The 24139-nt window shown below is 74.1% G+C and carries 19 protein-coding genes and 1 pseudogene; 12 read left to right on the top strand and 8 right to left on the bottom strand.

What is annotated here, in order from left to right; translation table 11 throughout:
• Positions 1 to 13: 13 nt before the first annotated feature.
• Together ACFYXV_RS04455 and ACFYXV_RS04450 are read right to left on the bottom strand one after the other, a co-directional pair.
• Positions 14 to 1525, bottom strand: coding sequence for a M23 family metallopeptidase (locus tag ACFYXV_RS04455; RefSeq protein ID WP_389381987.1), 1512 nt, complete (start codon positions 1523 to 1525; stop codon positions 14 to 16).
• 222 nt (positions 1526 to 1747) lie between these two features.
• On the bottom strand, positions 1748 to 2533 hold the full coding sequence (locus tag ACFYXV_RS04450; protein ID WP_385476242.1) for an esterase/lipase family protein: 786 nt from the start codon (positions 2531 to 2533) through the stop codon (positions 1748 to 1750).
• 257 nt (positions 2534 to 2790) lie between these two features.
• Between ACFYXV_RS04450 and ACFYXV_RS04445 the strand changes: the two genes are divergently transcribed.
• Complete coding sequence (locus ACFYXV_RS04445) at positions 2791 to 3192, top strand: cobalamin B12-binding domain-containing protein (RefSeq protein WP_048478446.1); 402 nt, start codon at positions 2791 to 2793, stop codon at positions 3190 to 3192.
• 123 nt (positions 3193 to 3315) lie between these two features.
• Here the strand turns inward: ACFYXV_RS04445 and ACFYXV_RS04440 are convergent, their stop codons facing one another.
• The gene (locus ACFYXV_RS04440) at positions 3316 to 4935 is read right to left on the bottom strand and encodes a DUF5691 domain-containing protein (RefSeq protein ID WP_389381986.1); all 1620 of its coding nucleotides are present in this window, start codon (positions 4933 to 4935) and stop codon (positions 3316 to 3318) included.
• Positions 4936 to 5159: 224 nt separating this feature from the next.
• On the bottom strand, positions 5160 to 6503 hold the full coding sequence (locus tag ACFYXV_RS04435; protein ID WP_385477337.1) for an SWIM zinc finger family protein: 1344 nt from the start codon (positions 6501 to 6503) through the stop codon (positions 5160 to 5162).
• 134 nt (positions 6504 to 6637) lie between these two features.
• On the opposite strand from ACFYXV_RS04435, the gene ACFYXV_RS04430 reads away from it, so the two are divergent.
• The 5 genes from ACFYXV_RS04430 to sucD all read left to right on the top strand — a co-directional run bounded on the left by ACFYXV_RS04430 (position 6638) and on the right by sucD (position 13726).
• Entirely contained in the window at positions 6638 to 7744 is a 1107-nt protein-coding gene (locus tag ACFYXV_RS04430; RefSeq protein ID WP_389381985.1) for an AAA family ATPase, read from the top strand.
• Positions 7741 to 9993, top strand: coding sequence for a DUF5682 family protein (locus ACFYXV_RS04425; RefSeq protein WP_389381984.1), 2253 nt, complete (start codon positions 7741 to 7743; stop codon positions 9991 to 9993). The genes ACFYXV_RS04430 and ACFYXV_RS04425 overlap by 4 nt, the downstream gene beginning before the upstream one ends.
• A gap of 86 nt (positions 9994 to 10079) precedes the next feature.
• Positions 10080 to 11273, top strand: coding sequence for a VWA domain-containing protein (locus tag ACFYXV_RS04420; RefSeq protein ID WP_389381983.1), 1194 nt, complete (start codon positions 10080 to 10082; stop codon positions 11271 to 11273).
• Positions 11274 to 11635: 362 nt separating this feature from the next.
• The gene (gene sucC / locus ACFYXV_RS04415; protein ID WP_030290619.1) at positions 11636 to 12814 is read left to right on the top strand and encodes an ADP-forming succinate--CoA ligase subunit beta; all 1179 of its coding nucleotides are present in this window, start codon (positions 11636 to 11638) and stop codon (positions 12812 to 12814) included.
• A 21-nt stretch (positions 12815 to 12835) separates the two neighbouring features.
• Positions 12836 to 13726: a succinate--CoA ligase subunit alpha gene (gene sucD, locus ACFYXV_RS04410; RefSeq protein WP_030864229.1), complete on the top strand. Its 891-nt coding sequence runs from the start codon at positions 12836 to 12838 to the stop codon at positions 13724 to 13726.
• Between the two features lie 92 nt (positions 13727 to 13818).
• On the opposite strand, the gene ACFYXV_RS04405 is transcribed toward sucD, so the two are convergent.
• Complete coding sequence (locus ACFYXV_RS04405; RefSeq protein ID WP_389382131.1) at positions 13819 to 15018, bottom strand: DNA-directed RNA polymerase sigma-70 factor; 1200 nt, start codon at positions 15016 to 15018, stop codon at positions 13819 to 13821.
• Between the two features lie 264 nt (positions 15019 to 15282).
• Positions 15283 to 15459 (bottom strand): annotated as a pseudogene (locus ACFYXV_RS04400) (helix-turn-helix domain-containing protein); the annotation flags it as partial.
• Between the two features lie 123 nt (positions 15460 to 15582).
• On the opposite strand from ACFYXV_RS04400, the gene ACFYXV_RS04395 reads away from it, so the two are divergent.
• A complete protein-coding gene (locus ACFYXV_RS04395; RefSeq protein WP_389381982.1) occupies positions 15583 to 17199 on the top strand; it encodes a DUF6350 family protein in 1617 nt (538 codons plus the stop codon).
• A gap of 49 nt (positions 17200 to 17248) precedes the next feature.
• On the opposite strand, the gene ACFYXV_RS04390 is transcribed toward ACFYXV_RS04395, so the two are convergent.
• On the bottom strand, positions 17249 to 17851 hold the full coding sequence (locus ACFYXV_RS04390; RefSeq protein WP_389381980.1) for a hypothetical protein: 603 nt from the start codon (positions 17849 to 17851) through the stop codon (positions 17249 to 17251).
• A 282-nt stretch (positions 17852 to 18133) separates the two neighbouring features.
• On the opposite strand from ACFYXV_RS04390, the gene purN reads away from it, so the two are divergent.
• Together purN and purH are read left to right on the top strand one after the other, a co-directional pair.
• Positions 18134 to 18757: a phosphoribosylglycinamide formyltransferase gene (gene purN, locus ACFYXV_RS04385; RefSeq protein ID WP_389381979.1), complete on the top strand. Its 624-nt coding sequence runs from the start codon at positions 18134 to 18136 to the stop codon at positions 18755 to 18757.
• Positions 18754 to 20343 carry a bifunctional phosphoribosylaminoimidazolecarboxamide formyltransferase/IMP cyclohydrolase gene (gene purH, locus ACFYXV_RS04380; RefSeq protein WP_385475337.1) on the top strand — a complete coding sequence of 530 codons (1590 nt, stop codon included), beginning with the start codon at positions 18754 to 18756 and terminating at the stop codon, positions 20341 to 20343. The genes purN and purH overlap by 4 nt, the downstream gene beginning before the upstream one ends.
• A gap of 88 nt (positions 20344 to 20431) precedes the next feature.
• Here purH and ACFYXV_RS04375 read toward each other — a convergent pair whose 3' ends face one another.
• Positions 20432 to 21118, bottom strand: a complete 687-nt coding sequence (locus tag ACFYXV_RS04375) for a hypothetical protein (protein ID WP_385475335.1) — start codon at positions 21116 to 21118, stop codon at positions 20432 to 20434.
• Between the two features lie 292 nt (positions 21119 to 21410).
• Between ACFYXV_RS04375 and ACFYXV_RS04370 the strand changes: the two genes are divergently transcribed.
• From ACFYXV_RS04370 to ACFYXV_RS04360, 3 genes are all read left to right on the top strand, one after another.
• On the top strand, positions 21411 to 22274 hold the full coding sequence (locus ACFYXV_RS04370) for a bifunctional methylenetetrahydrofolate dehydrogenase/methenyltetrahydrofolate cyclohydrolase (protein WP_383340685.1): 864 nt from the start codon (positions 21411 to 21413) through the stop codon (positions 22272 to 22274).
• The gene (locus tag ACFYXV_RS04365) at positions 22264 to 22872 is read left to right on the top strand and encodes a DUF3017 domain-containing protein (protein WP_389381978.1); all 609 of its coding nucleotides are present in this window, start codon (positions 22264 to 22266) and stop codon (positions 22870 to 22872) included. Before ACFYXV_RS04370 ends, ACFYXV_RS04365 begins: the two co-directional genes overlap by 11 nt.
• A 276-nt stretch (positions 22873 to 23148) precedes the next feature.
• Positions 23149 to 24138 carry a malate dehydrogenase gene (locus tag ACFYXV_RS04360; protein ID WP_030154844.1) on the top strand — a complete coding sequence of 330 codons (990 nt, stop codon included), beginning with the start codon at positions 23149 to 23151 and terminating at the stop codon, positions 24136 to 24138.
• Position 24139: the final 1 nt, after the last annotated feature.

Here is a 24139-nt window from a genome sequence, read left to right as displayed (position 1 = left end):
TGTACGTACTGATCTAGGTCGGGTCCAGACCGTGGCTGCGCAGCCACGGCAGGGGGTCGATCGCCGCGCCGCCGCCGGGCCGGACCTCGAAGTGGAGGTGCGGGCCGGTGGAGTTGCCGGAGTTGCCGGAGTAGGCGATGACGTCGCCCGCCTTGACCTTGCCGGACCGGATCTTGGTGCTGCTGAGGTGGCAGTACCAGGTCTCGGTGCCGTCGGGCGAGGTGACTATGGCCATGTTTCCGTACGCGCTGTTCCACTGCGTGCGCACGGTGCCGTCGGTGGCGGACATGACCGGAGTGCCGTACGAGACCGGGAAGTCGATGCCGGTGTGCACGGACATCCACATGCCGCCCGCCTGGCCGAAGCTGGCGCTGAGGCCGTGCTGTTCGACCGGGATCGCGAACTTGGGGCGGGCCGCTTCCTTCGCCGCCTCCTCCTCCGCCTTCCGCTTCTTCTCGTCTTCCTGGCGCTGGCGCAGGTCGATGCGCTCCTGCGTGCGGCTCGCGCGGTCCGCGAAGTCGCCCGCGTCGGCGCTGAGCGCCGTGAGCTGGGTGTCGAGCTTGTTGTTCGCCGCGACGGGCTTCACCGAGGCCGGGTCGGGCGCGGCCATGGTGGTGGTGTCCGCGGTGGGCTTGTCCGTGCCGGTGAGTCCGCCGACGGAGGCGGCCGCGACCCCGGCGACTCCCATCACGCAGGCGGAGGGAACGGCCACGGTCAGCAGGGCGGAACGCTTCGCCGGGCTGCGGCGGCGGGAGGCGGCGGCCGCCGAGGGCGCCGCCTTCGGCTTGGCGCCGGCGCGGCGCGAGGCGCGGGGCTCCGACGCGGTGTCCGGGGTGTCCGGGGTGACCGGCATGGACTGGGTGGGCAGGTCGTGCACGGGTTCGGCCGCGAGGTCGAGTTGGACTTCGAGGTCGAGGTCGAGGCCGAGGTCGTGCGCGTAGTCCGGCGGGGTGCTTTCGGCGCTCTCCGTGTCGAGGACTTCGAAGACCGCGGTCTCGCTGTAGACGGCGGCGGCCGGCGCCTCGTACGCGTAGTCCGACTGCTGCTGGTACTCGTACTGCTGGTGGTCGTACGAGAAGGTCTGGGTCTGCTGCTCGTGCTGCGGGACCGTGTTCCAGGCGGTGGCGTCGTACGCGCCGGTCTCGGTGCCCGTGGTGCCGTAACCCGGCATGGCCCACTGCCCGGTCTGCTCGTAGCCGAGGGCCGTGGCCTGGTAGTCGGCGGCGGCGCCGCCCTGCTGGTTCCAGGCACTCGCGTCCCACTGCCCGGTTCCGGCGTCCTCAAGGACGCCGCCCTGGGCGGGGATCGTCGACAGGTAGCCGCCGTCCTGCGCGTAACCGTCCTGCGCGGACCAGGCGGTGGCGTCGTGGGTGCCGGTCTCGTACGAGGGGTAGGCAGAGGCGTAGTCATACCCCTGGCCCTGCGTTTCGTAGGAAACATAGGACGAGTCACCAGCGAAAGTGGTGTTGGAAAGGCCGTCGTACCCGGAATCGGAGTACAGGCCCGACGAGGGGCGGTCGTTCACCAACTTCTCTTTCGCCTCGGCAGTGGGGGGCCTGGGTGGCCAGGGAACCGGAGGTTCCTTGGGGAGAGCAGTGGCGTGACTGTACCCGCCGGTTACTGGCAACGACAATCTTCCAGGGGTTCTGAGCTTTGCGGAACCGGGCATTCGGCCGTCTTTCGGTCGCGGCAAGGCCGAGCCTTGGCCTTGAGTTCGAAATCCGTTCGAGTTCGGGTGGGTTGGTGTTCACGCGACGGAAGCGGTGTCCCCGAGGTTCGTGAGGGCGGCCGGACCGGGGCCGTCGAGCGCGCGCCGGACCGCCGACATGACGGCGGGATGCGCGGGCAGGGCGAGGTGCCCGATGCCGGTGACCTGCACGTTCTCCGCGTGGAGGTCCGGGTGGTCGATACGGGCCGTCTCGGTCGGGTCCATCAGCTCGTCGAACTCGCTCCAGAACGCGACGCATCGGGTCCGGCAGCCGGGCGCGGGCGCGCGCAGCTCGGCCATCACCTCGGAGTCCGGGCGCATCTGCCGGACCAGCGGGTGCGCGTCCATGAAGGGGGCGACCCGCGTACCGGAATGCGGAGTGCCGAGCGTGACGAGCGTGCGGACGCGGGCATCGCCACCGAGGCGCTGGACGTAGTACCGCCCGACCAGACCGCCCAGGCTGTGCCCGACCAGGTCCACCCGCTCCTGCCCGGTGCGCTCGCAGAGCTCCTCGACGCGCCGGGCGAGGTGGCGGGCGGTGACGCGCAGGTCGAGGGTGAAGGGGGAGTAGTTGTACGTCTCCACGTGCCGCAGGCCGTCCGCGGCGAGGGTGCGGCGCAGCAGGACGAAGACGGACCGGTTGTCGCTGAACCCGTGCAGCAGGAGCACGGGCGGCCGTCCGAGGCCTTTCCTGCGTGCCCCCGTGGGCTTCTCGGACCGGATCCCGGTCGGGTAGAGCAGCAGGTGGCCGCCGAGGACCACCGCCTCCAGCACCCCCGCCCGCAGTGCGGCCCCGGAAACGGGTACGGGTATGGACACCCCCATCGACGGCCCCCCTCAGCCTTCCGGGACGGCGTCTCCGGTGCGCCTCTGGAATGCGCCTCCGGGAAGGGCCTGTGGGCCGCGGCCGGCCGCGTCACCGTGCCGTGCGGCTGTCGGTACGGTGACGCGGCGCCCCCGGTGCGGCTCCCCTGGCGGTGAATCAACGCCGTCCCACGTGTGATTTCCCCCTCGTGGTTGACCGTGAAACGGGGGTGTGCGCGATGCTGTACTTAACGTTCGTTCACTCGGGAGGCAGTGCGATGGGTGTGACCGGTCCGATCCGTGTGGTGGTGGCCAAGCCGGGTCTCGACGGCCACGACCGCGGGGCCAAGGTGATCGCGCGTGCGCTGCGGGACGCGGGCATGGAGGTCATCTACACGGGCCTCCACCAGACCCCCGAGCAGATCGTGGACACCGCCATTCAGGAAGACGCCGACGCGATCGGCCTCTCGATCCTCTCGGGCGCCCACAACACGCTGTTCGCGCGCGTCCTGGAACTCCTCAAGGAGCGTGAGGCGGAGGACATCAAGGTCTTCGGCGGCGGCATCATCCCGGAGGACGACATCGCCCCCCTGAAGGCCAAGGGCGTGGCCGAGATCTTCACCCCGGGCGCCACGACCACCTCGATCGTCGACTGGGTCCGCGCCCACGTCCGCCAGTAGCTCCGACGTCTCCGACGTCTCCGACGGCGCCGGACGGTGGCGCCGGGGGCTGTCCGCACGGTCGTGCGGACAACCCTGCGGGCCACCGTCGAACCGGCTCCCGCGGGCCGGTCCCGCGGGCGCCTAGGACGCTCCGGCGGGGGCGAGTTCCGACAGCATCGCGGCGCGCAGGCGCAGGGTGGCGACCAGGCGCTGGAAGGCCTCGGCCCAGTACGCGGCCGCGCCGGAGGAGGCGTGCGCCGGATCGGCGAAACCGGCACCCCGCGCCACCACCGCCTCCAGCCGCTCCGCCTCCGCCGGATCCAGGCACCGCTCGGCCAGGCCCATCACCCCGCTGAAGCTCCACGGGTAGCTGCCCGCCTCCCGCGCGGCATCCAGCGCGTCCACGACCGCCCGCCCCAGCGTCCCGGCCCACGGGACCAGGCACACCCCGAGCAGCTGGAAGGCTTCCGAAAGGCCGTGGGCCCGTATGAACTCCGAGACCCACTGGGCCCGTTCCCCGTCCGGCAGGACGGACAGCAGCTTCGCCCGCTCCGCGAGCGAGGCCGTGCCGGGGGCCGTCGCGGGCGGCGCAGACGCCGCGCCGAGCAGCGCCTTCGCCCACCGCGGATCACGCTGGCGCACCGCCGCCCGGCACCACGCCGCGTGCAGTTCCTCCCGCCAGCTCTCGCCCCCGGCCACCGGCAGGGCCACGATCTCGGCCGGGCCGAGTCCCCCGAACCGCTCGCGCCAGCAGGACAGCGGCGCCGCCTCCACGAGCTGACCCAGCCACCATGCCCGTTCCCCGCGCCCGGCGGGCGGCCGTTCGACCACTCCGTCGCGGAGCATCCCCGCATCGCACGCGGCCGGCGGAACCACCCCGTCCGGCCCCACGCACGCCAGTGCCCGCTCGGCCATCCGCCCGGCCAGCGCCGAGTCCGGCAGCGCCGACAGCAGCTCGGCCGCCGTCGCCCGGACGTTGCGGCTCCGGTCGCCCAGGGCCGCCTCCAGGAAGGGCTCGTCCCCTCCCGTCAGACCCACCCGCAGCGAGTCGAGGAACATCAGCCGGTCCTCGGCCCGTTCGGTGGCCCAGGTCGTCGTCAGCAGCCGCGTCGCAGCCGCCGGCTCGTGGGCCCGTACGGCGCCGAGGAGGGCGACGCGCTCCGCGAACAGCCCCTCCTGCCACAGCCGTTCCACCCCGGCCCGGTCCTCCGGATCGGGCGGTTCACCGGCACCGCCCGCCCCGCCGCGCAGGGCGAACCGCCAGTCCGGATTCAGCCGGGCCAGCCACAGCCCCCGCGCTCCGGCCAGGGCCAGGGCGGGGGCGCGCAGGTCCGTACGGGCGCGGGCCGCGTCCAGCAGCGCGGGCACCAGCGCGTGCGGCGCCCGGTACCCGTGCCGGCCGGCTGCGGCCAGCCACTGCGGCAGCAGCTCCGTGAGGTCCGGGGCCGCCCCGCGCCGCCCGCCGCCGCTGCCCGCGCCGGTCCGGCCGGCCAGCAGCTGCGCGAGCCGCCGCCGGGCGGCCTCGGGCGGAGCCGGCCGCGGATCCCGCGGTGCGGGATCCGGCCGCGGCCCCGCCTCGGCGGGCCGCAGCCCGGCCCGCCGCCGTACGGTCCGCACCGCGGCCGCGTCGAGCAGCGCCCCCGGACTCGCCTTGCGCCGACCGGTCCCCAGCAGCGCGAGCCCGACCAGCTCCTCCCAGTCCCCGTCCCCGTCGCCGAGGCCCGCGCTCACGCCCCCGGCCGTCGTTCCCGTCGTGGTCACCGTGCCCCTCCCTCTCGTCGTGCAGTGCTCCGGTCCCGCCCCCTCCGCGGGACCGGAGCCGCTTTCGTGCCCCGTCGGCCGACCCTTCAGCTTGCGTGGTTGTCGTTCACAAAAGCCCCCCGGCTTCATCGTTCGTGCACGTCGGCGCCCCCGCGCCAACGCTCCCTCCCCCAAGGGGAGTCCGGCTGCCCAGAGCCGGGCCCCCGCGAGGCCCCCCGGCCCCGTCACCCCAGGGCGACCGGTTCGGGGCAGCCCGGATGCCACGCCGTCAACGGTGTGAATCCGCGGTGTCCGCATTCGCCGAACACCGTGACCGGGCCGCCGCCCGAGAGCGCGGCCAGCTGCCACAGCCCGGACCGCGACCCGCTGCCGGCGGCAGCGGGCGTGACCGGCAGCGCGGAGGTGCCCTCCGCGTCCGCCAGCTGCCAGCCCGGTTCCCCCGGTATCGGGATCACCGGGCCCAGCACCACCGGCCACGCGTCGAGCCACGGGTCCTCCCGCAGCGCCGCCCCGTAGGCCTCCAGTGCCGCCCCCGTACCGACCCCGGCCGGGACCCGGTCCGGTGCGGCCGCCGCGGACCTCTCCCCGAGATCCGCGCGCAGCCCCGCCGTACCGGGCCGGAAGCGGGCTTCCGCCTCCACCACCAGCCCCACGGGCAGTGACAGGGCCGGAGGCCGCCCCGGCGGTCCGAAGTCCAGTACCAGGGCCGGGCGCCCGCTCCCCAGCCCCCGCAGCCACGTCCGGCGGGTGGTGAGCCTGCCGTCCGGTGCCACCGAGTCGTACTGGGCCAGCACCAGCCAGCGGTCCCGTACGACCTCCCCCTCCGCGGCGGCACCCGGTAGCCCCACCCTGCTCCGGACCGTCGCGGCGAGCGGCTCCGGCAGACCCGCCAGACCGAGCCAACCCCGGTTCAGCAGGTGCAGCAGCGCGCCCTCCTCCAGCATCCGGGCGGGCCATCCGGGACCGCAACTGGGTATCGTCCCCAACTCCCGGACCCGCGCCGCCAGTCCCGGCGCCTGGGCGTCGACCATCCGCGCGGCGGTCTCCTCCCAGGGCCCGTACCCGGCCTGCTGCTGGCCGGCCAGGCCGCCGCGCAGCACGTCCTCCAGCCGCTGCTCCAGCTCGGTGACCCCCGCGCCGATCCGGGCCGCCCTCCGCTCGGCCCGGCGTCTCGCCCCCTCCTCGTCCGCCGGTCCGCCCGCCGCGGCCGCCGGGCGCGCGGCCCTCGCCGCCCGCTCCGCCGACCACCCGGCCGCCCAGTCCGGCACCTCGCCGTCCTCGCCGAACCCCTGCGCCGACCAGAGCAGCAGCAGCCCGAGCGCGTGCTTGCACGGGAACTTCCGGCTCGGACAAGAGCACTTGTACGCCGGGCCCCCCACGTCCACGACGGTCCGGTACGGCGTGCCGCCGCTGCCCTTGCACAATCCCCACACCAAACCGGAAGCGGAACCTCCGGTCTGCGACCACGGACCCGCCTCGCCCAGCTTGGCCCCCGCCTTGCGTGACGCATCGTCAGAAGCCAGAGCCAGTACCTGTTCCGCCGTCCGGCGGACCCCCTGCCCAGTCATGTGTCCCACCGTAGAGACCCCCACTGACAATTGCTCTGACCTGCAACGACGCTACGGGGGAGGGGTGTTGTCAGTGGCGTGGTGCACGGTTGTTCCAGCAGTCGGGAACGGCTGCCGAGCATTGGAGGGGGACCATGACCATGCCCGAGAACGACAGGGGCGCGGACGCGCTGCGACCGCATGCCGAGGACGCCTTCGCGGAGGAACTGAAAGCCCTCGCGGCCGCCGACGACAGGCCCCGCCCCACGCGCTGGAAGCTCTCCCCGTGGGCCGTCGCGACCTACCTCCTCGGCGGCACGCTCGCCGACGGCACGGTCATCACGCCCAAGTACGTCGGCCCGCGCCGCATCGTCGAGGTCGCCGTCACCACCCTCGCCACCGATCGCGCCCTGCTCCTGCTCGGCGTCCCCGGCACCGCCAAGACCTGGGTGTCCGAGCACCTGGCCGCCGCCGTAAGCGGCGACTCCACCCTCCTCGTCCAGGGCACCGCCGGCACCCCCGAGGAGGCCATCCGGTACGGCTGGAACTACGCCCGCCTCCTCGCCCACGGGCCCGGCCGCGAAGCCCTCGTGCCGAGCCCCGTCATGCGCGCCATGGCCGACGGCCGGGTCGTCCGCGTCGAGGAGCTCACGCGCATCCCGGCCGACGTCCAGGACGGCCTCATCACCGTCCTGTCCGAGAAGACCCTCCCGATACCGGAGCTCGGCCAGGAGGTGCAGGCCGTACGCGGCTTCAACCTCATCGCCACCGCCAACGACCGCGACCGCGGGGTCAACGAGCTCTCCAGCGCGCTGCGCCGCCGCTTCAACACCGTCGTGCTGCCGCTGCCCGCCACCGCCGACGCCGAGGTCGACATCGTCGCCCGCCGCGTCGACCAGATGGGCCGCGCCCTCGCCCTGCCGGCCGTGCCCGAGGGCCTGGAGGAGATCCGCCGCGTCGTCACGGTCTTCCGCGAGCTGCGCGACGGGATCACCGCCGACGGCCGTACGAAGGTGAAGTCGCCCAGCGGCACGCTGTCCACGGCCGAGGCCATATCGGTCGTCACCGGAGGTCTCGCGCTCGCGGCCCACTTCGGGGACGGCGTCCTGCGCCCCTCCGACGTGGCCGCCGGGATCCTCGGCGCCGTGGTCCGCGATCCGGCGGCCGACCAGCTGGTCTGGCAGGAGTACCTGGAGGCCGTGGTGCGCGAGCGGGACGGCTGGAAGGACTTCTACCGCGCCTGCCGGGAGGTGACGGCATGAGCGGGCCGCCCGCCGCGCGGCGGGGGCCCCTGCTGCTGGGAGTACGGCACCACGGTCCGGGCTCGGCCCGCGCCGTGCGGGCCGCCCTCGACGCGGCCCGGCCGGCGGCCGTGCTGATCGAGGGACCGCCGGAGGGCGACGCGCTGCTGCCGCTGGCCGCCGATCCCGGGATGCGGCCGCCCGTCGCCCTGCTCGCGCACGCCGCCGGCGATCCGGGCAGGGCCGCGTTCTGGCCGCTGGCCGCGTTCTCGCCGGAGTGGGCCGCCATCCGCTGGGCCCAGGAGCAGGAGGTGCCGGTCCCGGTCCGCTTCATCGACCTCCCCGCCGCGCACACGCTGGCGGCGCAGAGCGGCGGCGGCCCGGACGAGGCCGGGTCCGTACGGCCGGATCCCCTGGCGGTGCTGGCCGAGACCGCCGGGTACGACGACCCCGAGCGCTGGTGGGAGGACGTGGTCGAACACCGCGGCGACGGAGCGGCGGACCCGCTCGGCGCGTTCGCGGCGCTCGGGGAGGCCATGGGAGCGCTGCGCGAGGCGTACGGGGACGGCGGCCAGGCGCGGGACCGGGTGCGCGAGGCGTACATGAGGCAGCGGATGCGGGCCGCCCGCCGGGAGTTCGGCGACGGGTACGCGGTGGTGTGCGGGGCCTGGCACGTGCCGGCGCTGAGCGAGCGGACCACGGCCGCCGCGGACAGGGCGCTGTTGACCGGGCTGCCCAAGGTCAAGGTGGAGACGGCCTGGGTCCCCTGGACCCACCGGCGGCTCGCCCGGGCCGGCGGGTACGGCGCGGGCATCACCTCGCCCGGCTGGTACGCGCACCTGTTCGCGGCGCGGGACCGGCCGGTGGAGCGGTGGCTGACGAAGGTGGCCGGACTCCTCCGGGAGGAGGACCGGCAGGTCTCCTCGGCGCACGTCATCGAGGCGGTCCGGCTGGCCGGGACGCTGGCCGCGATGCGGGGCAGACCGCTGGCCGGGCTGACGGAGACCCTGGAGGCGGTCAGGGCGGTGATGTGCGACGGCTCCGACGTGCCGCTCGCCCTGATCGAGGACCGCCTGGTCATCGGCGACGTGCTCGGCGAAGTCCCCGACGGGGCGCCCGCGGTCCCTCTGCAACGGGACCTGACCCGGCAGCAGCGCTCGCTGCGGCTGAGGGCCGAGGCCCGGGAGCGCGAGCTGGAGCTCGACCTGCGCAAGGACACGGACGCGGCGAAGTCGCTGCTGCTGCACCGGCTGCGGCTGCTCGGCATCGGCTGGGGCACCCCGGCCGCCTCGCGGGGGAGTACGGGGACCTTTCGCGAGACGTGGCGGCTGCGCTGGGAGCCGGAGCTGTCGGTGCGCGTCGCCGAGGCCGGGATCTGGGGCACGACGGTCGTGGCGGCCGCCACGGCGAAGGCCGAGTCGGACGCGGCGGGGGCGGGGGAGCTCGGCGAGGTGACGGCGCTGGCCGAGCGGTGCCTGCTGGCCGGGCTGTCGCAGGCACTGCCCGCCGTACTGCGGGCCCTCGCGGACCGGGCGGCTCTGGACACCGACGTGGCCCGGCTGGCCAAGGCCCTCCCGGCGCTGGCCCATTCCCTGCGGTACGGGGACGTACGGGGAACGGACGCGTCGGCGCTGACCGCCGTCGCGGGCGGGCTCGCGGAGCGGATCTGCGTGGCGCTGCCGCCGGCGTGCGCGGCGGGTCTGGACGCGGAGGCGGCGGCGGAGCTGCGGGGGCACGTGGACGCCGTACACGGCGCGATCGGCCTCCTGGCCGAGGAGGGGCCGGGGGAACGCTGGTCGGCGGTGCTGCGGGTGCTGGCGGGCCGGGACAGGGTGCCGGGGCTCATCCGCGGCCGGGCGGCCCGGCTGCTGCTGGACGAGGGACGGCTGTCGGCGGAGGAGACGGCACGGCTGATGGGCCTGGCCCTGTCCCCGGCGGCGCCGCCGCCCGACGCGGCGGGCTGGATCGAGGGCTTCGCGGCGGACGGCACGCTGCTGGTCCACGACGAGCGGCTGCTGGCACTGATCGACACCTGGCTGGCCGGGGTCCCGGAGAGCGCCTTCACGGACGTGCTGCCGCTGCTGCGGCGGACGTTCGGGGCGTACGAGCCGGGGGTCAAGCGGAGTCTGGGCGAGCTGGTCCGCCGGGGCCGTTCGCGCGGGGCGGCCCCGGGCGGTGCCCCGGCGGGCTTCGCCCCCGTCCTGGACCCGGCCCGCGCGGACGCGGTCCTGCCGGTCCTCGGCCTCCTCCTCGCCGGCCCGCCGGCATGACCGCCGGCATGACCGCCGACCGGTCCGCCGCCGGGGGGCGGACCGGTCGGCGCCGGACACGACAAGCAGGGGAAGGAGACGGGGAGATGGCCGGTACGGGGAGCGCGGCGGCGGGAGACGCCTCCGCGCAGGAGCGGCTGCGGAGATGGCGGATGGTGCTCGGAGGGGAGGAGGACGGAACCGGGTGCGCCCTGGCCGGGCGGGACGCCGGGATGGACGCCGCGCTCTCGGCGCTCTACGGGAGGAACGGGAGGGATGGGCGCAATGGGCGGGGCGGAAGGGATGGGAGAGACGGCGAGCGCAGCGCGGGGCTCGGCGGCTCCGCGCCGCACGTGGCCCGCTGGCTCGGGGACATCCGTACGTACTTCCCCAGCCCGGTCGTCCAGGTCATGCAGCGGGACGCCATCGAGCGCCTCGGCCTCGCCTCCCTCCTCCTGGAGCCCGAGATGCTGGAGGCCGTCGAGCCCGACGTCCACCTCGTCGGGACCCTCCTCTCCCTCCACAAGGCCATGCCCGAGACCACCCGTGAAACGGCCCGGGCCGTCGTCCGCAAGGTGGTCGGGCAGCTGGAGGCGCGGCTCGCCTCCCGCACCCGGGCCACCCTCGCCGGGGCCCTCGACCGCTCGGCCCGCACCAGCCGCCCCCGCCACGCGGACATCGACTGGAACCGGACCATCCGGGCGAATCTGAAGAACTACCTGCCGGAGCACGGCACCGTCGTTCCCGAGCGGCTCATCGGATACGGACGCGCCGCCCGGTCGGTGAGGAAAGAGGTGGTCCTCTGCGTCGACCAGTCCGGCTCGATGGCGGCCTCCGTCGTCCACGCCTCCGTCTTCGGCGCGGTGCTCGCCTCGATGCGCGCGATCGCGACCCGGCTCGTCGTCTTCGACACCGCCGTCGTGGACCTGACGGATCAGCTGGAAGATCCGGTCGACGTCCTCTTCGGCACGCAGCTCGGCGGCGGCACCGACATCAACCGCGCCCTGGCCTACTGCCAGTCCAGGATCACCCGTCCCGCCGACACCGTCGTGGTCCTCATCAGTGATCTCTACGAGGGCGGCATACGCGACGGGATGCTGGCCCGCGTCGCGGCGATGAAGGCGTCCGGCACCGAGTTCGTGGCCCTGCTCGCCCTGTCCGACGAAGGGGCTCCCGCATACGACCGCGAGCACGCCGCAGCCCTTGCGGCGCTTGGGGTCCCGGCCTTCGCCTGCACCCCCGACCTGTTCCCGGAGGTGATGGCCGCGGCCCTGGAGAAGCGCCCCCTGCCCATCCCCTGACCGTCCCCCGGCCGACCTGCGGATCCCCTTCCGCCGGGTCCCGCACCCGGCCCCGCCGGGCGGTCGCGATCCCTCCCGCGGCGGGGCCGCGGGAGGCCCGCGCCGCCCGCCGCCGCACCTGGCGGATCGCACGAACATCCAGCTCAACCGTGAGGGGATCTGTGACAGGTATCACCGCTCAGGTGTGATCTGCGATTTAGGGACCCACGTCCCACGGGGATAACCTGCGGGACGGACATGCCGCGTCCACGGTCACCGTGTGCGCCTCCCTAGTGACAGCGCCGTCACGTTGCCCTCCGCGGCACGCCCACGCAGACAACCGCGAATCACTGCGAATCTTTGAAGACAAGGGACGGACGCGCGTGGACCTGTTCGAGTACCAGGCGAGGGACCTCTTCGCCAAGCACGGTGTACCGGTGCTGGCCGGTGAAGTCATCGACACGCCTGAGGCGGCTCGCGAGGCCACCGAGCGGCTGGGCGGCAAGTCGGTCGTCAAGGCGCAGGTGAAGGTCGGCGGCCGCGGCAAGGCCGGCGGCGTCAAGCTCGCCGCCACCCCGGACGAGGCCGTCGCCCGCGCGACGGACATCCTGGGCATGGACATCAAGGGCCACACGGTCCACAAGGTGATGATCGCCGAGACCGCTCCCGAGATCCTCGAGGAGTACTACGTCTCGTACCTGCTGGACCGTACCAACCGCACCTTCCTGGCCATGGCCTCGGTCGCGGGCGGCATGGACATCGAGCAGGTCGCCGAGGAGACCCCGGAGAAGCTCGCCAAGGTCCCGGTGAACGCCAACGAGGGCGTGACCATCGAGAAGGCCCGCGAGATCGTCGCCCTGGCGCAGTTCCCGGCCGAGGTCGCCGAGAAGGTCGCCGAGGTCCTCGTGACCCTGTGGGCCACCTTCATCGCCGAGGACGCGCTCCTCGTCGAGGTCAACCCGCTCGCGAAGGTCGCCTCCGGCGACGTCATCGCGCTCGACGGCAAGGTCTCGCTCGACGAGAACGCCGAGTTCCGCCAGCCGGGCCACGAGGAGTTCGTGGACCACGCCGCCGCGAACCCGCTTGAGGCCGCCGCCAAGGCGAAGAACCTCAACTACGTGAAGCTCGACGGCGAGGTCGGCATCATCGGCAACGGCGCGGGTCTCGTCATGAGCACCCTCGACGTCGTCGCCTACGCCGGTGAGAACCACGGCGGCGTCAAGCCCGCCAACTTCCTGGACATCGGCGGTGGCGCCTCCGCCGCCGTCATGGCCAACGGTCTCGAGATCATCCTCGGCGACCCGGACGTCAAGTCCGTCTTCGTCAACGTCTTCGGTGGCATCACCGCCTGCGACGAGGTCGCCAACGGCATCGTCCAGGCGCTGGCCCTGCTGGAGGAGAAGGGCGAGGCGGTCACCAAGCCGCTCGTCGTCCGCCTCGACGGCAACAACGCCGAGCTGGGTCGCAAGATCCTCTCGGACGCCAACCACCCGCTGGTCCAGCGCGTGGACACCATGGACGGCGCGGCCGACAAGGCCGCCGAGCTCGCGGCTGCGAAGTAAGGGCAGAGGTCACAGACTCACATGGCTATCTTCCTCAACAAGGACAGCAAGGTCATCGTCCAGGGCATGACCGGTGCCACGGGCATGAAGCACACCAAGCTGATGCTGGCTGACGGCACCAACATCGTCGGCGGCGTGAACCCGCGCAAGGCCGGCACCACCGTCGACTTCGACGGCACCGAGGTCCCGGTCTTCGGCTCCGTCGCCGAGGCGATGAAGGAGACGGGCGCCAACGTCTCCGTCCTCTTCGTCCCGCCGGCCTTCGCCAAGGCCGCCGTGGTCGAGGCGATCGACGCCGAGATCCCGCTGGCCGTCGTCATCACCGAGGGCATCGCGGTGCACGACTCCGCCGCCTTCTGGGCGTACGCGACCGCCAAGGGCAACAAGACCCGCATCATCGGCCCGAACTGCCCGGGTCTGATCACCCCCGGCCAGTCCAACGCCGGCATCATCCCGGGCGACATCACCAAGCCCGGCAAGATCGGTCTCGTGTCCAAGTCCGGCACGCTGACCTACCAGATGATGTACGAGCTCCGTGACATCGGCTTCACCTCCGCCGTCGGCATCGGTGGCGACCCGGTCATCGGCACCACGCACATCGACGCCCTGGAGGCCTTCGAGGCCGACCCGGAGACCGAGCTGATCGTCATGATCGGCGAGATCGGCGGCGACGCCGAGGAGCGTGCGGCGGACTTCATCGCGAAGAACGTCACCAAGCCGGTCGTCGGCTACGTCGCGGGCTTCACCGCCCCCGAGGGCAAGACCATGGGCCACGCCGGCGCCATCGTCTCCGGCTCCTCCGGCACCGCGCAGGCCAAGAAGGAGGCCCTTGAGGCCGCCGGCGTCAAGGTCGGCAAGACGCCGACCGAGACGGCCAAGCTCGCGCGCGAGATCCTGAACGCCGCGAAGTAACGCTTGCCGCTGCCGTACGTGTGATCGCGTACGGCCGTACGGGCGTGGCCCGCATCCCCGAGTGGGGTGCGGGCCACGCCCGTTTCCGTCGGCTATTCGAGGCTGGGCGCGATCCGCTCGGGCCGGTGCGCGGGATGCGCGCGGAGCCTTTCGCGCAGCTGCCGGGTCTCGTCGGTGAGCCGCTGGGGGCCGGCGAGCGGGGGGACCCCGGAGACGCTCGCCCCGGGCGCGATGGGCGGCTCGTACTGGCGGGGCGCGGTGGCGGTGGTGTACGCGGTCGCCACGGCGATCACGGCCGTCAGGCCGAGGAACACGCGGGTCCAGCGCGTGGCGCGGTACTCCGCGGCCATCCGTACGGTGGCCGCCGGGCGGGGCTCCAGCGGAACGGCCGGAACGACCGCGCCGAGCCGCTCGCGCAGCATGGCCGACTGCTTCTCGGGGGGCGCGGCGGCCAGCTCCGGGATGCGGTCGGCGAGGGTGGCGTGCGCGTGCAGGAGCCGGTTGCCGGTGGTGGGAGTGGTGGCCTCGGTCTCGGCGGCCGTGTCGGGGAGGTCGAGGCCGACGCCGTCGTAGAGCAGGACGGTACGGCGGTGGGCCGGCGGGAGCGCCAGCATCGCGTCCATCAGGATCCGGTCGGCGGGGGCGGCCGGGGCCTTGTCGGGGTGCTTGTGGGCGCGGCGGAACCCGTGCCAGGGGGAGAGGGCGTACTCGTACGCCGCCGCGCGCACCCAGCCGACGGGGTCGGGATCGGCGGCCACCTCGGGCCACCGCGCCCAGGCGAGCTGGAAGGCCCGCTCGACGGCCTCGTGCGCGAGCCCGCGGCGCCCGGTGAGCAGGTACGCCTGCCGCGCCAGTGCCGGGGCGGCGTACTGGTACAGCGCATCGAACACGGCCCCGGGCCCGGGCGGCCGAGGCGCCCGCGGAGCGGCGGTCGCGTCCGTGTCAGGGGCGGGCGCGGGCCCGTCGGGGAGGCCGCCGGTACCGGCGGTGGTGGCTCCGGCGGGGGCGGGCTCCGCCACGGGTACGGAGCTGCCGCGTCCGGGCGTGCCGATGGCCCGGGCGGTGGCCTGGACGGTGAACCCCGCCTCGTGGCGGGGCAGGGCGGTGGGCGGCTCCGCCGCACGCCCGGCCGCGACCGGCGGCCGGGTCCGCTCCTCGTGCCCGGTCATCCCGAAGGGCCGCATGACCCCCGGCACGCGCGGCGCGAGGCCGTCGGCCGCTCCGGCGGTGCCCGCCTCCGCCGAAGGGGGCACGGAGCCCCGGGCCGCGGGGGCGGCGGCGGGGGCGGCCACGGGGGCCGCAGGGGCTTCAGAGCCCGCAGGGGCCGCAGAGCCCGCAGAGGCCGCAGGGGCCATAGGGGCCGCAGGGGCCGCAGGGGCCGCAGGGGCCGCAGGGGCCGCAGGGGCCTCAGGGGCCTCAGGGGCCTCAGGCGCCGCCGGGGCGTCCGCCGGCGCCGTGGCGGGCGCGCCGGCGGCCGGCCCCGCAGGCGCGGGGCCCCCCGGGCTCGCGGCACCCGGTGCCTCCGCTGCCGGTGCCAGGGACCTCAGGAACGCGGCGTACGCCTCGCGCTTGCGCCCCCGGGGGCTGGTGCGGTCCGATTCCCAGGAGCGGACCGTGCTGGCCCTGACGCCCACCGCCGTCGCGACGGCCTCGTACGACAGGCCGGCCGCTTCGCGCAGTCTGCGGCGTTCCTTGGGCGAGGGGAGCCTCGGCTCCTCGACGCTCTCTGTCATGCCACACTCCCCGCGACCTGCCGGCAGCCCTGGGCGTAAAAGTACATAAAACGTATATTGAGCGACACCACGGACATTCGCCTGTTACCCGCCCATAGCGCGTGTCGTTGGCACCATGGCGGGGTGACCCAAGTGACCGAACGCGAGACCCCGTTGCAAGCGGCCCCCCGGGCCGCCGCCGGGCGGCGCCGTTCGCCGGCTGCCGCCGCCTGCGTGCTGGGCGGGGCCGTCGCCGCCGGGCTGGGGCTCGGCTTCCTCGCCGTGCTCGTCATCGTGCTCTGGATCAGCTCCCCCTACCCCGACAGCGGCCCCGGCGGCGCCCTGCACCTGGCCGCCGGGCTCTGGCTGCTCGCCCACGGGACCGAGCTCGTCCGCTACGAGACCCTCTCCGGGGTGCCCGCCCCCGTCGGCGTGACCCCGCTGCTGCTCGTCGCGCTGCCCGCCCTGCTCATGCGCCGCGCGGCGCGGCTCGGCAGTGCCTCCGGCGACGGCGGGGAGGCGGACGAGGTGCTGCCCGCCTCCGCCGTCTTCTCCGCCGTGACCTGCGGATACCTCTCCGTCGGATCCCTGGCGACCGTGTACGCGGCCGCCGGTCCGATCCCCGCCGACCCGCTCAGCGCCGCCTGGCACGTCCCGCTCGTCGCCGTACTCGCCGCCGCGGGCGGGGTCTGGTCGGCCAAGGGGCGCCCGGTCGGCCCGCTGCCGCACTGGGTTCCGGGGACCGTACGCCGGGCCGCCGCCCGCCCCCGCTACGCCCTCGCGCTGCGCGCCGGGGCCGCCGGGGCGCTTGTCCTGCTGGGCGGGGGCGCGCTGATCGTCGGGGCCTCCCTCGCCTGGCACGCCGCCGAGGTCCAGGCCTCCTTCCTGGCGCTGACCGGGGTCTGGTCCGGCCGCTTCGCGGTCCTGCTCCTCGCGGTCGCCCTGCTCCCGAACGCGGTGGTCTGGGGCGCCGCCTACGCCCTCGGCCCCGGCTTCGCCCTCGGCGCCGGAGCCACCGCGACCCCGCTCGGCTTCGCCGGATCGCCCGCGCTCCCGAGGTTCCCGCTGCTGGCGGCGCTGCCCCCGGAGGGACCCGGGACCCTGCTGACCTGTGCGACCACCGGTGTGCCGCTGCTGGCCGGGCTGACGGTCGGGTGGTTCGCCGTACGCCGGGCGCGTGAAGTCTCGTACAGGGAGACCGCCCTGACGGCGGCTCTGGGCGCCCTGGTCTGCGGGCTGCTGCTGGCCGGGCTCGCGGCCGCCGCCTCGGGGCCGCTCGGCTCGCGGGACCTGGCCGGCTTCGGCCCGGTGTGGTGGGCGGTCGGCGCGGCGGCCCTCGCCTGGACCCTGCTCCCGGCGGTGCCGGTGGCGGTGGCGGTGCACTCCTGGCGGACCCGGCCCGCCCGGCAGGCGGACGGCCTCGCCGCGGACTCCGACGACGAGTGGCACGACAGCGGCGTACGGGAACTGCGCTGGGAGGCCCTGCGCCGGGCGGCCGGCACCCTGGTCCCGGACCTGACCCCCCAGGACCTGCCCCAGGAACCGCCCCGGGCCACGCTGCCCGCCGCCGAGCCGGCGCCCGCGGCCGAGCCGGCGGCGGCCGCGCCCAAACCGGCCCGCCGGCTCACCGTCGTGACGGGCCTTCATCTGGACCTGACGCCGGTTCCGATCCCGGCGGAGCCGGCCGACGCGCCGCCCCGGCCCCTCGTACCGCCCGTGGCCGGCGCCCGCGTACTGCCCCGCCGCAAGCCCCCGGCCTGAGGCCCGGGCCTGAGGCCCGGGCCCCGAAGGCCGGCCGCCACGGCGACGGCTACTGCTGCACCTTCAGGATCTTGCCCAGCACGTTGTCCGGCAGCAGGTTGTTGCACTGGAGTTCCGCCGACTTGGTGAGGGCGTCCTCACGGCATACGTAGAAGTCCTTGTACGCCAGCTGCAGGCCGTACGAGCTCAGCGCCAGCAGGATCGCCAGCGAGGCCGTGACCAGCCCGCCGATCGCCGCCGTCCGCTGCGGGCGCGCCGCCGGACCGAGGGCCGCAAGGCCCCCCTGGGGAGCGGGGCCGCTCACTCCGTCCACGGCGGCGGCGCCCTCCACCGGCTTCCCGCGCAGCCCGCTGATCCCCCAGTACAGGGCGAGGGCGCCGAGCAGCAGCCCCATCGACGGGATCCCGAAGATCCCGAAGAAGAAGCCCCACATGCCGGCCAGCAGCGCGTACCGTGCGCGCCGCTGGACCGGGTCCGTCGGGTCCCAGCGCACCGGCCCGCCGGGACCGGAGCCGGGGTCCTCGTCCGGGCCGCCGCCGTTGCCGTCGCCGTTGCCGCGACGCGGCTGCCACGGCTGGTCGGGGCGGCCTTCCGGGGGAGCCGCGAAGGGGTTGTCGTCGGTGGAGGAGTCGGGCTGGCGGCGATCCGGCATCGAGTGCGTTACTTCCCCTGTGTCGTGGACGTCCGTGGACGTCGCGGGTCTCGCGAGCGGCGTGCGTCGAAGGGCTGTTGACGTGCGGCACGGTGCTGCGCGCCGCGCCGTTTGCGGCTTGTATGCCAGACGCTACCCCTCGCCCGTCCCCCCGTCCCTCGGGGGCCGTGCGGTGTGCCGGTATCGTTGCAGGCGGTCGGCGGCTTCGTAGGGTCACCCGTATTTGGGGGAGCCCCGCATTCGTCTGATCACACAAGTTGTTCCCCGCAGAAAGGGCCTCCCATGGCCGCCTCCCGCCTGGTCGTGCTGGTCTCCGGTTCCGGCACCAACCTCCAGGCCCTGCTCGACGCCATCGACGCCCATCCCGGCGGAGCCGAGGGCTTCGGTGCCGAAGTCGTCGCCGTGGGGGCCGACCGCGAGGGCATCGCCGGCCTGGAGCGGGCCGAGAAGGCCGGGATCCCCACCTTCGTGTGCCCGGTCAAGGCGTACGCGACCCGCGAGGAGTGGGACGCCGCCCTCACCGAGGCGACCGCCGCCCACGCGCCGGACCTCGTCGTGTCCGCCGGGTTCATGAAGATCGTCGGGGCCTCGTTCATCGGCCGCTTCGGCGGCCGCTTCGTCAACACGCACCCCGCCCTCCTCCCCGCCTTCCCGGGCGCCCACGGAGTAAGGGACGCGCTGGCCTACGGCGCGAAGGTCACCGGCTGCACGGTCCACTTCGTGGACGCCGGCGTGGACACCGGTCCGATCATCGCCCAGGGTGTGGTCGAGGTCCGGGACGGGGAAGACGAAGCCGCTCTGCACGAGCGCATCAAGGAAGTCGAGCGCCAGCTGCTCGTCGACGTCGTGGGGCGCCTGGCCCGGCACGGCTACCGCATTGAGGGACGAAAGGTAACAATCCAGTGACCGCCGTAGAGAGCAGCACCACCTCGTCGAGCTCGTCGAAGCGACCGATCCGGCGCGCGCTCGTCAGTGTCTACGACAAGACGGGACTGGAGGAGCTGGCCCGCGGCCTGCACGAGGCGGGCGTCGCGCTCGTCTCGACCGGCTCCACCGCCTCCAAGATCGCCGCGGCCGGCGTGCCCGTCACCAAGGTCGAGGAGCTCACCGGCTTCCCCGAGTGCCTGGACGGCCGGGTCAAGACCCTGCACCCGCGCGTGCACGCGGGCATCCTCGCCGACCTGCGTCTGGAGGACCACCGGAGCCAGCTCGCCGAGCTCGGCATCGAGCCCTTCGACCTGGTGATCGTCAACCTCTACCCGTTCCGGGAGACCGTCGCCTCCGGCGCCACCCCCGACGAGTGCGTCGAGCAGATCGACATCGGCGGCCCGTCCATGGTCCGCGCCGCCGCCAAGAACCACCCGTCGGTCGCCGTCGTCACCAGCCCCGCCCGCTACGCCGACGTCCTCGCCGCGGCCCAGGGCGGCGGCTTCGACCTCACCGCCCGCAAGCGGCTGGCCGCCGAGGCCTTCCAGCACACCGCCGCGTACGACGTCGCCGTGGCCTCCTGGTTCACGAACGCGTACGCCCCGGAGCCGGAGGCCGTGCTCCCCGAGTTCCTGGCCGGCGCGTGGGACCGCAAGTCCACCCTCCGCTACGGCGAGAACCCGCACCAGGCCGCCGCCCTCTACACGGACGGTCAGCCGGGCGGGCTCGCCAACGCCGAGCAGCTGCACGGCAAGGAGATGTCCTTCAACAACTACGTGGACACCGAGGCCGCCCGCCGCGCCGCGTACGACCACGACGAGCCCTGCGTCGCGATCATCAAGCACGCCAACCCGTGCGGCATCGCCGTCGGCGCGGACGTGGCCGCCGCGCACCGCAAGGCGCACGCCTGCGACCCGCTGTCGGCCTTCGGCGGCGTCATCGCCGTCAACCGCCCGGTGACCGTCGAGCTCGCCGAGCAGGTCGCGGAGATCTTCACCGAGGTCATCGCCGCGCCCTCGTACGAGGACGGCGCGGTCGAGATCCTGGCCAAGAAGAAGAACATCCGCGTCCTCAAGGTCGAGGGCACCCCGCACCAGCCGGGCGACCTGAAGCCGATCTCGGGCGGCGCGCTGCTCCAGCAGAGCGACCTCTTCCAGGCCGAGGGCGACGACCCGGCGAACTGGACCCTCGCCACCGGCGACGCCCTCTCCCCGGCGGAGCTCGCCGAGCTCGCCTTCGCGTGGAAGGCCTGCCGGGCCGTCAAGTCCAACGCGATCCTTCTCGCGAAGGACGGCGCCTCGGTCGGCGTGGGCATGGGCCAGGTCAACCGCGTCGACTCGGCGAAGCTGGCCGTCGAGCGGGCGGGCGCCGAGCGCGCGCAGGGCTCGTACGCCGCCTCCGACGCCTTCTTCCCGTTCCCGGACGGGCTGGAGATCCTGACCGAGGCCGGCATCAAGGCCGTGGTCCAGCCGGGCGGTTCGGTCCGTGACGAGCAGGTCGTCGAGGCCGCGAAGGCGGCCGGCGTGACCATGTACTTCACCGGGACCCGGCACTTCTTCCACTGAGCCGGACCGCCGCGGCGGACCCCGGGCACGGCGAAGGCCGCCACCCCTCGCGGGTGGCGGCCTTCGCCGTACGGCCGAACACGGTGTCCTAGTACTGGGGGCGGCGGAAGTACGCGCCGGCGGCCGAGTTGGCCAGGCCGACGAGGACCCACAGGGCCAGGCCGAGCTGGATCAGGGCCAGGATCAGCGAGAACGCGATGGCCCCCGCCGCCGCGTCGCTGCTGAGCGCCACGAGGTTGAGGATCAGGCTGGCCCCGGAGAAGAGGGTCATCAGCGAGCCGTAGATGACACCGGAGACCCGGACCCCGCCGCGGCCCTTGCCCAGCTTGGCGGCGGTCAGGATCGGCCACAGCGCGAGGGCCAGCGCCAGGATTCCGGCGCCGACGATCACCCCGCCCGCGAGCGCACCCGCGTCGCTGGCGGAGGAGCTGTAGTCCGAGGAGCCGGAGGAGAACGCCGAGGCGAACAGCGCCCCGCCGAGGAGGACGATGATGCCGCCCAGGGCCTGGAGGCCGCCGACGATGAACAGGATGACGCGGGCGGCCTTGACCCCGCCCGGCATGGGCATCTGGGCGCCCGCGTAGCCGCCGGGTCCCGCCGGGTACGCCTGGTTCGGGTAGCCGTAGCCGGGCTGGGCCTGCTGCTGCGGGTAGGCGTAGCCGCCCTGCGGCGGGACGCCCTGCGGGGCCTGCTGCGGGTAGCCGTAGCCGGGCTGGCCCTGGGGGGCCGGCGGCTGCTGCTGCCCGTACGGGTTGTTCGGGTCGCCGTAGCTCATCTTGGGGTGTTCCTCCGTGGAAGTGCGGGGACGCACGGCACGCACGGAGGAATCACTGCGTTTGCGGTCCGCCCCCCGGCACTGCCCGCGGCACTCATTGCCGTCATCGTGGTCCGATCGGGCCGGAGTTGTCCAGCCGCGGCGCAACCGGACGGTCACTTGTTGTGCAAGTGCAATGAACGGGTCAAGCCCGTGACAAAGCGCTCGGCGGAGTCCGGGCGCAGCGCCCGCCGAGGGCCCCACCGGGCCCCGCGACTGGAAGCGAAGCCGCTCCATCCGGGAGGATGGGTCCATGACCGCCCAGATTCTCGATGGCAAGGCCACCGCCGCCGCGATCAAGTCCGAACTGACCGCCCGCGTGGCGGCGCTCAAGGCCCGGGGCATCACGCCCGGCCTCGGCACCCTGCTGGTCGGCGACGACCCGGGCAGCCGCTGGTACGTCAACGGCAAGCACAAGGACTGCGCCGAGGTCGGCATCGCGTCCATCCAGCGCGAACTGCCCGCGACGGCCACCCAGGAGGACATCGAGGCGGTCGTACGGGAGCTCAACGAGAACCCCGAGTGCACCGGCTACATCGTCCAACTCCCGCTCCCCAAGGGCATCGACACCAACCGGGTCCTGGAGCTGATGGACCCGGCCAAGGACGCCGACGGCCTGCACCCGATGTCGCTCGGGCGGCTGGTGCTGAACGAGCCGGGCCCGCTGCCCTGCACCCCGTACGGGATCGTCCGGCTGCTGCGCCACCACGGCATCGAGATCAACGGCGCGCACGTGGTGCTCCTCGGCCGCGGGGTCACGGTCGGCCGCTCCATGGGGCTGCTGCTGACCCGCAAGTCGGAGAACGCGACCGTCACCCTGTGCCACACCGGTACGCGCGACCTGGCGGCCCAGCTGCGCCAGGCGGACATCGTCGTCGCGGCCGCGGGCGTCCCGCACCTGGTCAAGCCGGAGGACGTGAAGCCGGGCGCGGCCGTGCTGGACGTGGGCGTCAGCCGGGACGAGAACGGCAAGATCGTCGGTGACGTGCACCCGGGCGTCGCCGAGGTGGCCGGCTGGATCTCCCCGAACCCGGGCGGTGTCGGCCCGATGACGCGGGCGCAGCTGCTCGTGAACGTCGTCGAGGCGGCGGAACGGACGTCGACCAGTGCGGGCTGACCACGAAGCGGAGGCGACCGGCGCGGAGTCCGGCCCGGGGCCGACGGCCGGTCCCGGGGCCGGTGCCCCCGGCGCCGGCCGCGGTCCCGGAGCCGTCGGACCTGACGCCGTCGGACCTGACGCCGTCCGATCTGACGCGGTCGGACCTGACACGGTCGCCCAGGAGACGGTCGCCCGGGGCGCCGTCGTCCCCGACGCCGCCGCCTCCGACGGCGCGAGGTCGCGCCGCTTCCCCTCCGTCACCAAGGACACCGCCCGCCCCGAGGGCCACGGCCGGGCCGCGTCCGGCGACGCCCTCGCGGCGCGCCAGTGGCCGATGCTCAGCGTGCTCGGCGCGACGGCTGCCGGACTGCTCCTGACCGCTCTGGGCCACCCCCGGATCGGCTGCCTCGTCATCGGCGTGGCGCTGATCGCGGCCTCCGTGCTGCGGCGCGTACTGCCGCAGGTGGGGATGCTCGCGGTGCGCTCCCGCTTCACGGACATGGTCACGTACGGGCTGCTGGGCGTGGCGATCACGCTGCTCGCGCTGGTGATGGAGCCCGATCCGCTGCTGCGCATCCCGTTCCTGGAGAGCGCGGTCCGCTTCACCGTCCGCTGAGGCCGCCCGCCGGGGTACGGGTACCTGACGTACTCGGCCCCACTCGTACACCCGTCCGGCGGTGTCCGACGGTCGAAAAGCGGGGGGAACCGGGCCTCCGCGCCTTCGAACTCCCGGTCCGTGTGCCATGCACCACACGGACCGGGGGATTGGGCCGCCGGAAGGTCGGATAGCCTGACGCCGGATGTCTCTTCACGTCAAGATTCGCAGGGGAGCGGCGTCCGCCAGCACATGGGGCAGCGACGCCCCACCGCCAGCTGTCTAACGGAGAAGGCCATGACCCGCACTCCCGTGAATGTCACCGTCACCGGCGCCGCCGGCCAGATCGGTTACGCGCTGCTCTTCCGCATCGCGTCCGGCCACCTGCTCGGCGCGGACGTGCCGGTCAAGCTCCGCCTCCTGGAGATCCCCCAGGGCATGAAGGCCGCCGAGGGCACCGCCATGGAGCTCGACGACTGCGCCTTCCCGCTGCTGAAGGGCATCGACATCTTCGACGACCCGAACGCGGGCTTCGAGGGTGCGAACGTCGCCCTGCTCGTGGGCGCCCGCCCGCGCACCAAGGGCATGGAGCGCGGCGACCTGCTCTCCGCGAACGGCGGCATCTTCAAGCCGCAGGGCAAGGCCATCAACGACCACGCCGCGGACGACATCAAGGTCCTCGTCGTCGGCAACCCGGCCAACACCAACGCGCTCATCGCGCAGGCCGCGGCCCCGGACGTACCGGCCGAGCGCTTCACCGCGATGACCCGCCTCGACCACAACCGCGCGATCTCGCAGCTGGCCGCCAAGACCGGTGCCGCCGTCTCCGACATCAAGCGCCTCACCATCTGGGGCAACCACTCGGCGACCCAGTACCCGGACATCTTCCACGCGGAGATCGCCGGCAAGAACGCCGCCGAGGTCGTCAGCGACGAGCTGTGGCTCGCCGACACCTTCATCCCGACCGTCGCCAAGCGCGGCGCCGCGATCATCGAGGCCCGTGGCGCGTCCTCGGCCGCCTCCGCCGCGAACGCCGCCATCGACCACGTCCACACGTGGGTCAACGGCACCGCCGCGGGCGACTGGACCTCCATGGGCATCCCGTCGGACGGCTCCTACGGCGTCCCGGAGGGCATCATCTCCTCCTTCCCCGTCACCACCAAGGACGGCAAGTACGAGATCGTCCAGGGCCTGGACATCAACGAGTTCTCCCGTGCGCGCATCGACGCGTCCGTGGCGGAGCTCGTCGAGGAGCGCGACGCGGTCCGCGAGCTCGGCCTGATCTGAT

Source organism: Streptomyces sp. NPDC002181, assembly GCF_042890485.1.
In the GTDB taxonomy this organism is placed as follows: domain Bacteria; phylum Actinomycetota; class Actinomycetes; order Streptomycetales; family Streptomycetaceae; genus Streptomyces.
Note: the sequence above shows the minus strand (reverse complement) of the source record. Positions and strands in the feature narration are given on the sequence as shown.

Excerpts from the sequence above, each read along its gene's own strand:
- sucD (WP_030864229.1), top strand. The coding sequence starts at position 12,836 with ATGGCTATCTTCCTCAACAAGGACAGCAAGGTCATCGTCCAGGGCATG.
- ACFYXV_RS04390 (WP_389381980.1), bottom strand. The coding sequence starts at position 17,851 with ATGCCGGATCGCCGCCAGCCCGACTCCTCCACCGACGACAACCCCTTC.
- ACFYXV_RS04430 (WP_389381985.1), top strand. The coding sequence starts at position 6,638 with ATGACCATGCCCGAGAACGACAGGGGCGCGGACGCGCTGCGACCGCAT.
- ACFYXV_RS04375 (WP_385475335.1), bottom strand. The coding sequence starts at position 21,118 with ATGAGCTACGGCGACCCGAACAACCCGTACGGGCAGCAGCAGCCGCCG.
- ACFYXV_RS04420 (WP_389381983.1), top strand. The coding sequence starts at position 10,080 with ATGGCCGGTACGGGGAGCGCGGCGGCGGGAGACGCCTCCGCGCAGGAG.
- ACFYXV_RS04425 (WP_389381984.1), top strand. The coding sequence starts at position 7,741 with ATGAGCGGGCCGCCCGCCGCGCGGCGGGGGCCCCTGCTGCTGGGAGTA.
- ACFYXV_RS04450 (WP_385476242.1), bottom strand. The coding sequence starts at position 2,533 with ATGGGGGTGTCCATACCCGTACCCGTTTCCGGGGCCGCACTGCGGGCG.
- ACFYXV_RS04445 (WP_048478446.1), top strand. The coding sequence starts at position 2,791 with ATGGGTGTGACCGGTCCGATCCGTGTGGTGGTGGCCAAGCCGGGTCTC.
- ACFYXV_RS04360 (WP_030154844.1), top strand. The coding sequence starts at position 23,149 with ATGACCCGCACTCCCGTGAATGTCACCGTCACCGGCGCCGCCGGCCAG.
- purN (WP_389381979.1), top strand. The coding sequence starts at position 18,134 with ATGGCCGCCTCCCGCCTGGTCGTGCTGGTCTCCGGTTCCGGCACCAAC.
- ACFYXV_RS04435 (WP_385477337.1), bottom strand. The coding sequence starts at position 6,503 with ATGACTGGGCAGGGGGTCCGCCGGACGGCGGAACAGGTACTGGCTCTG.
- ACFYXV_RS04370 (WP_383340685.1), top strand. The coding sequence starts at position 21,411 with ATGACCGCCCAGATTCTCGATGGCAAGGCCACCGCCGCCGCGATCAAG.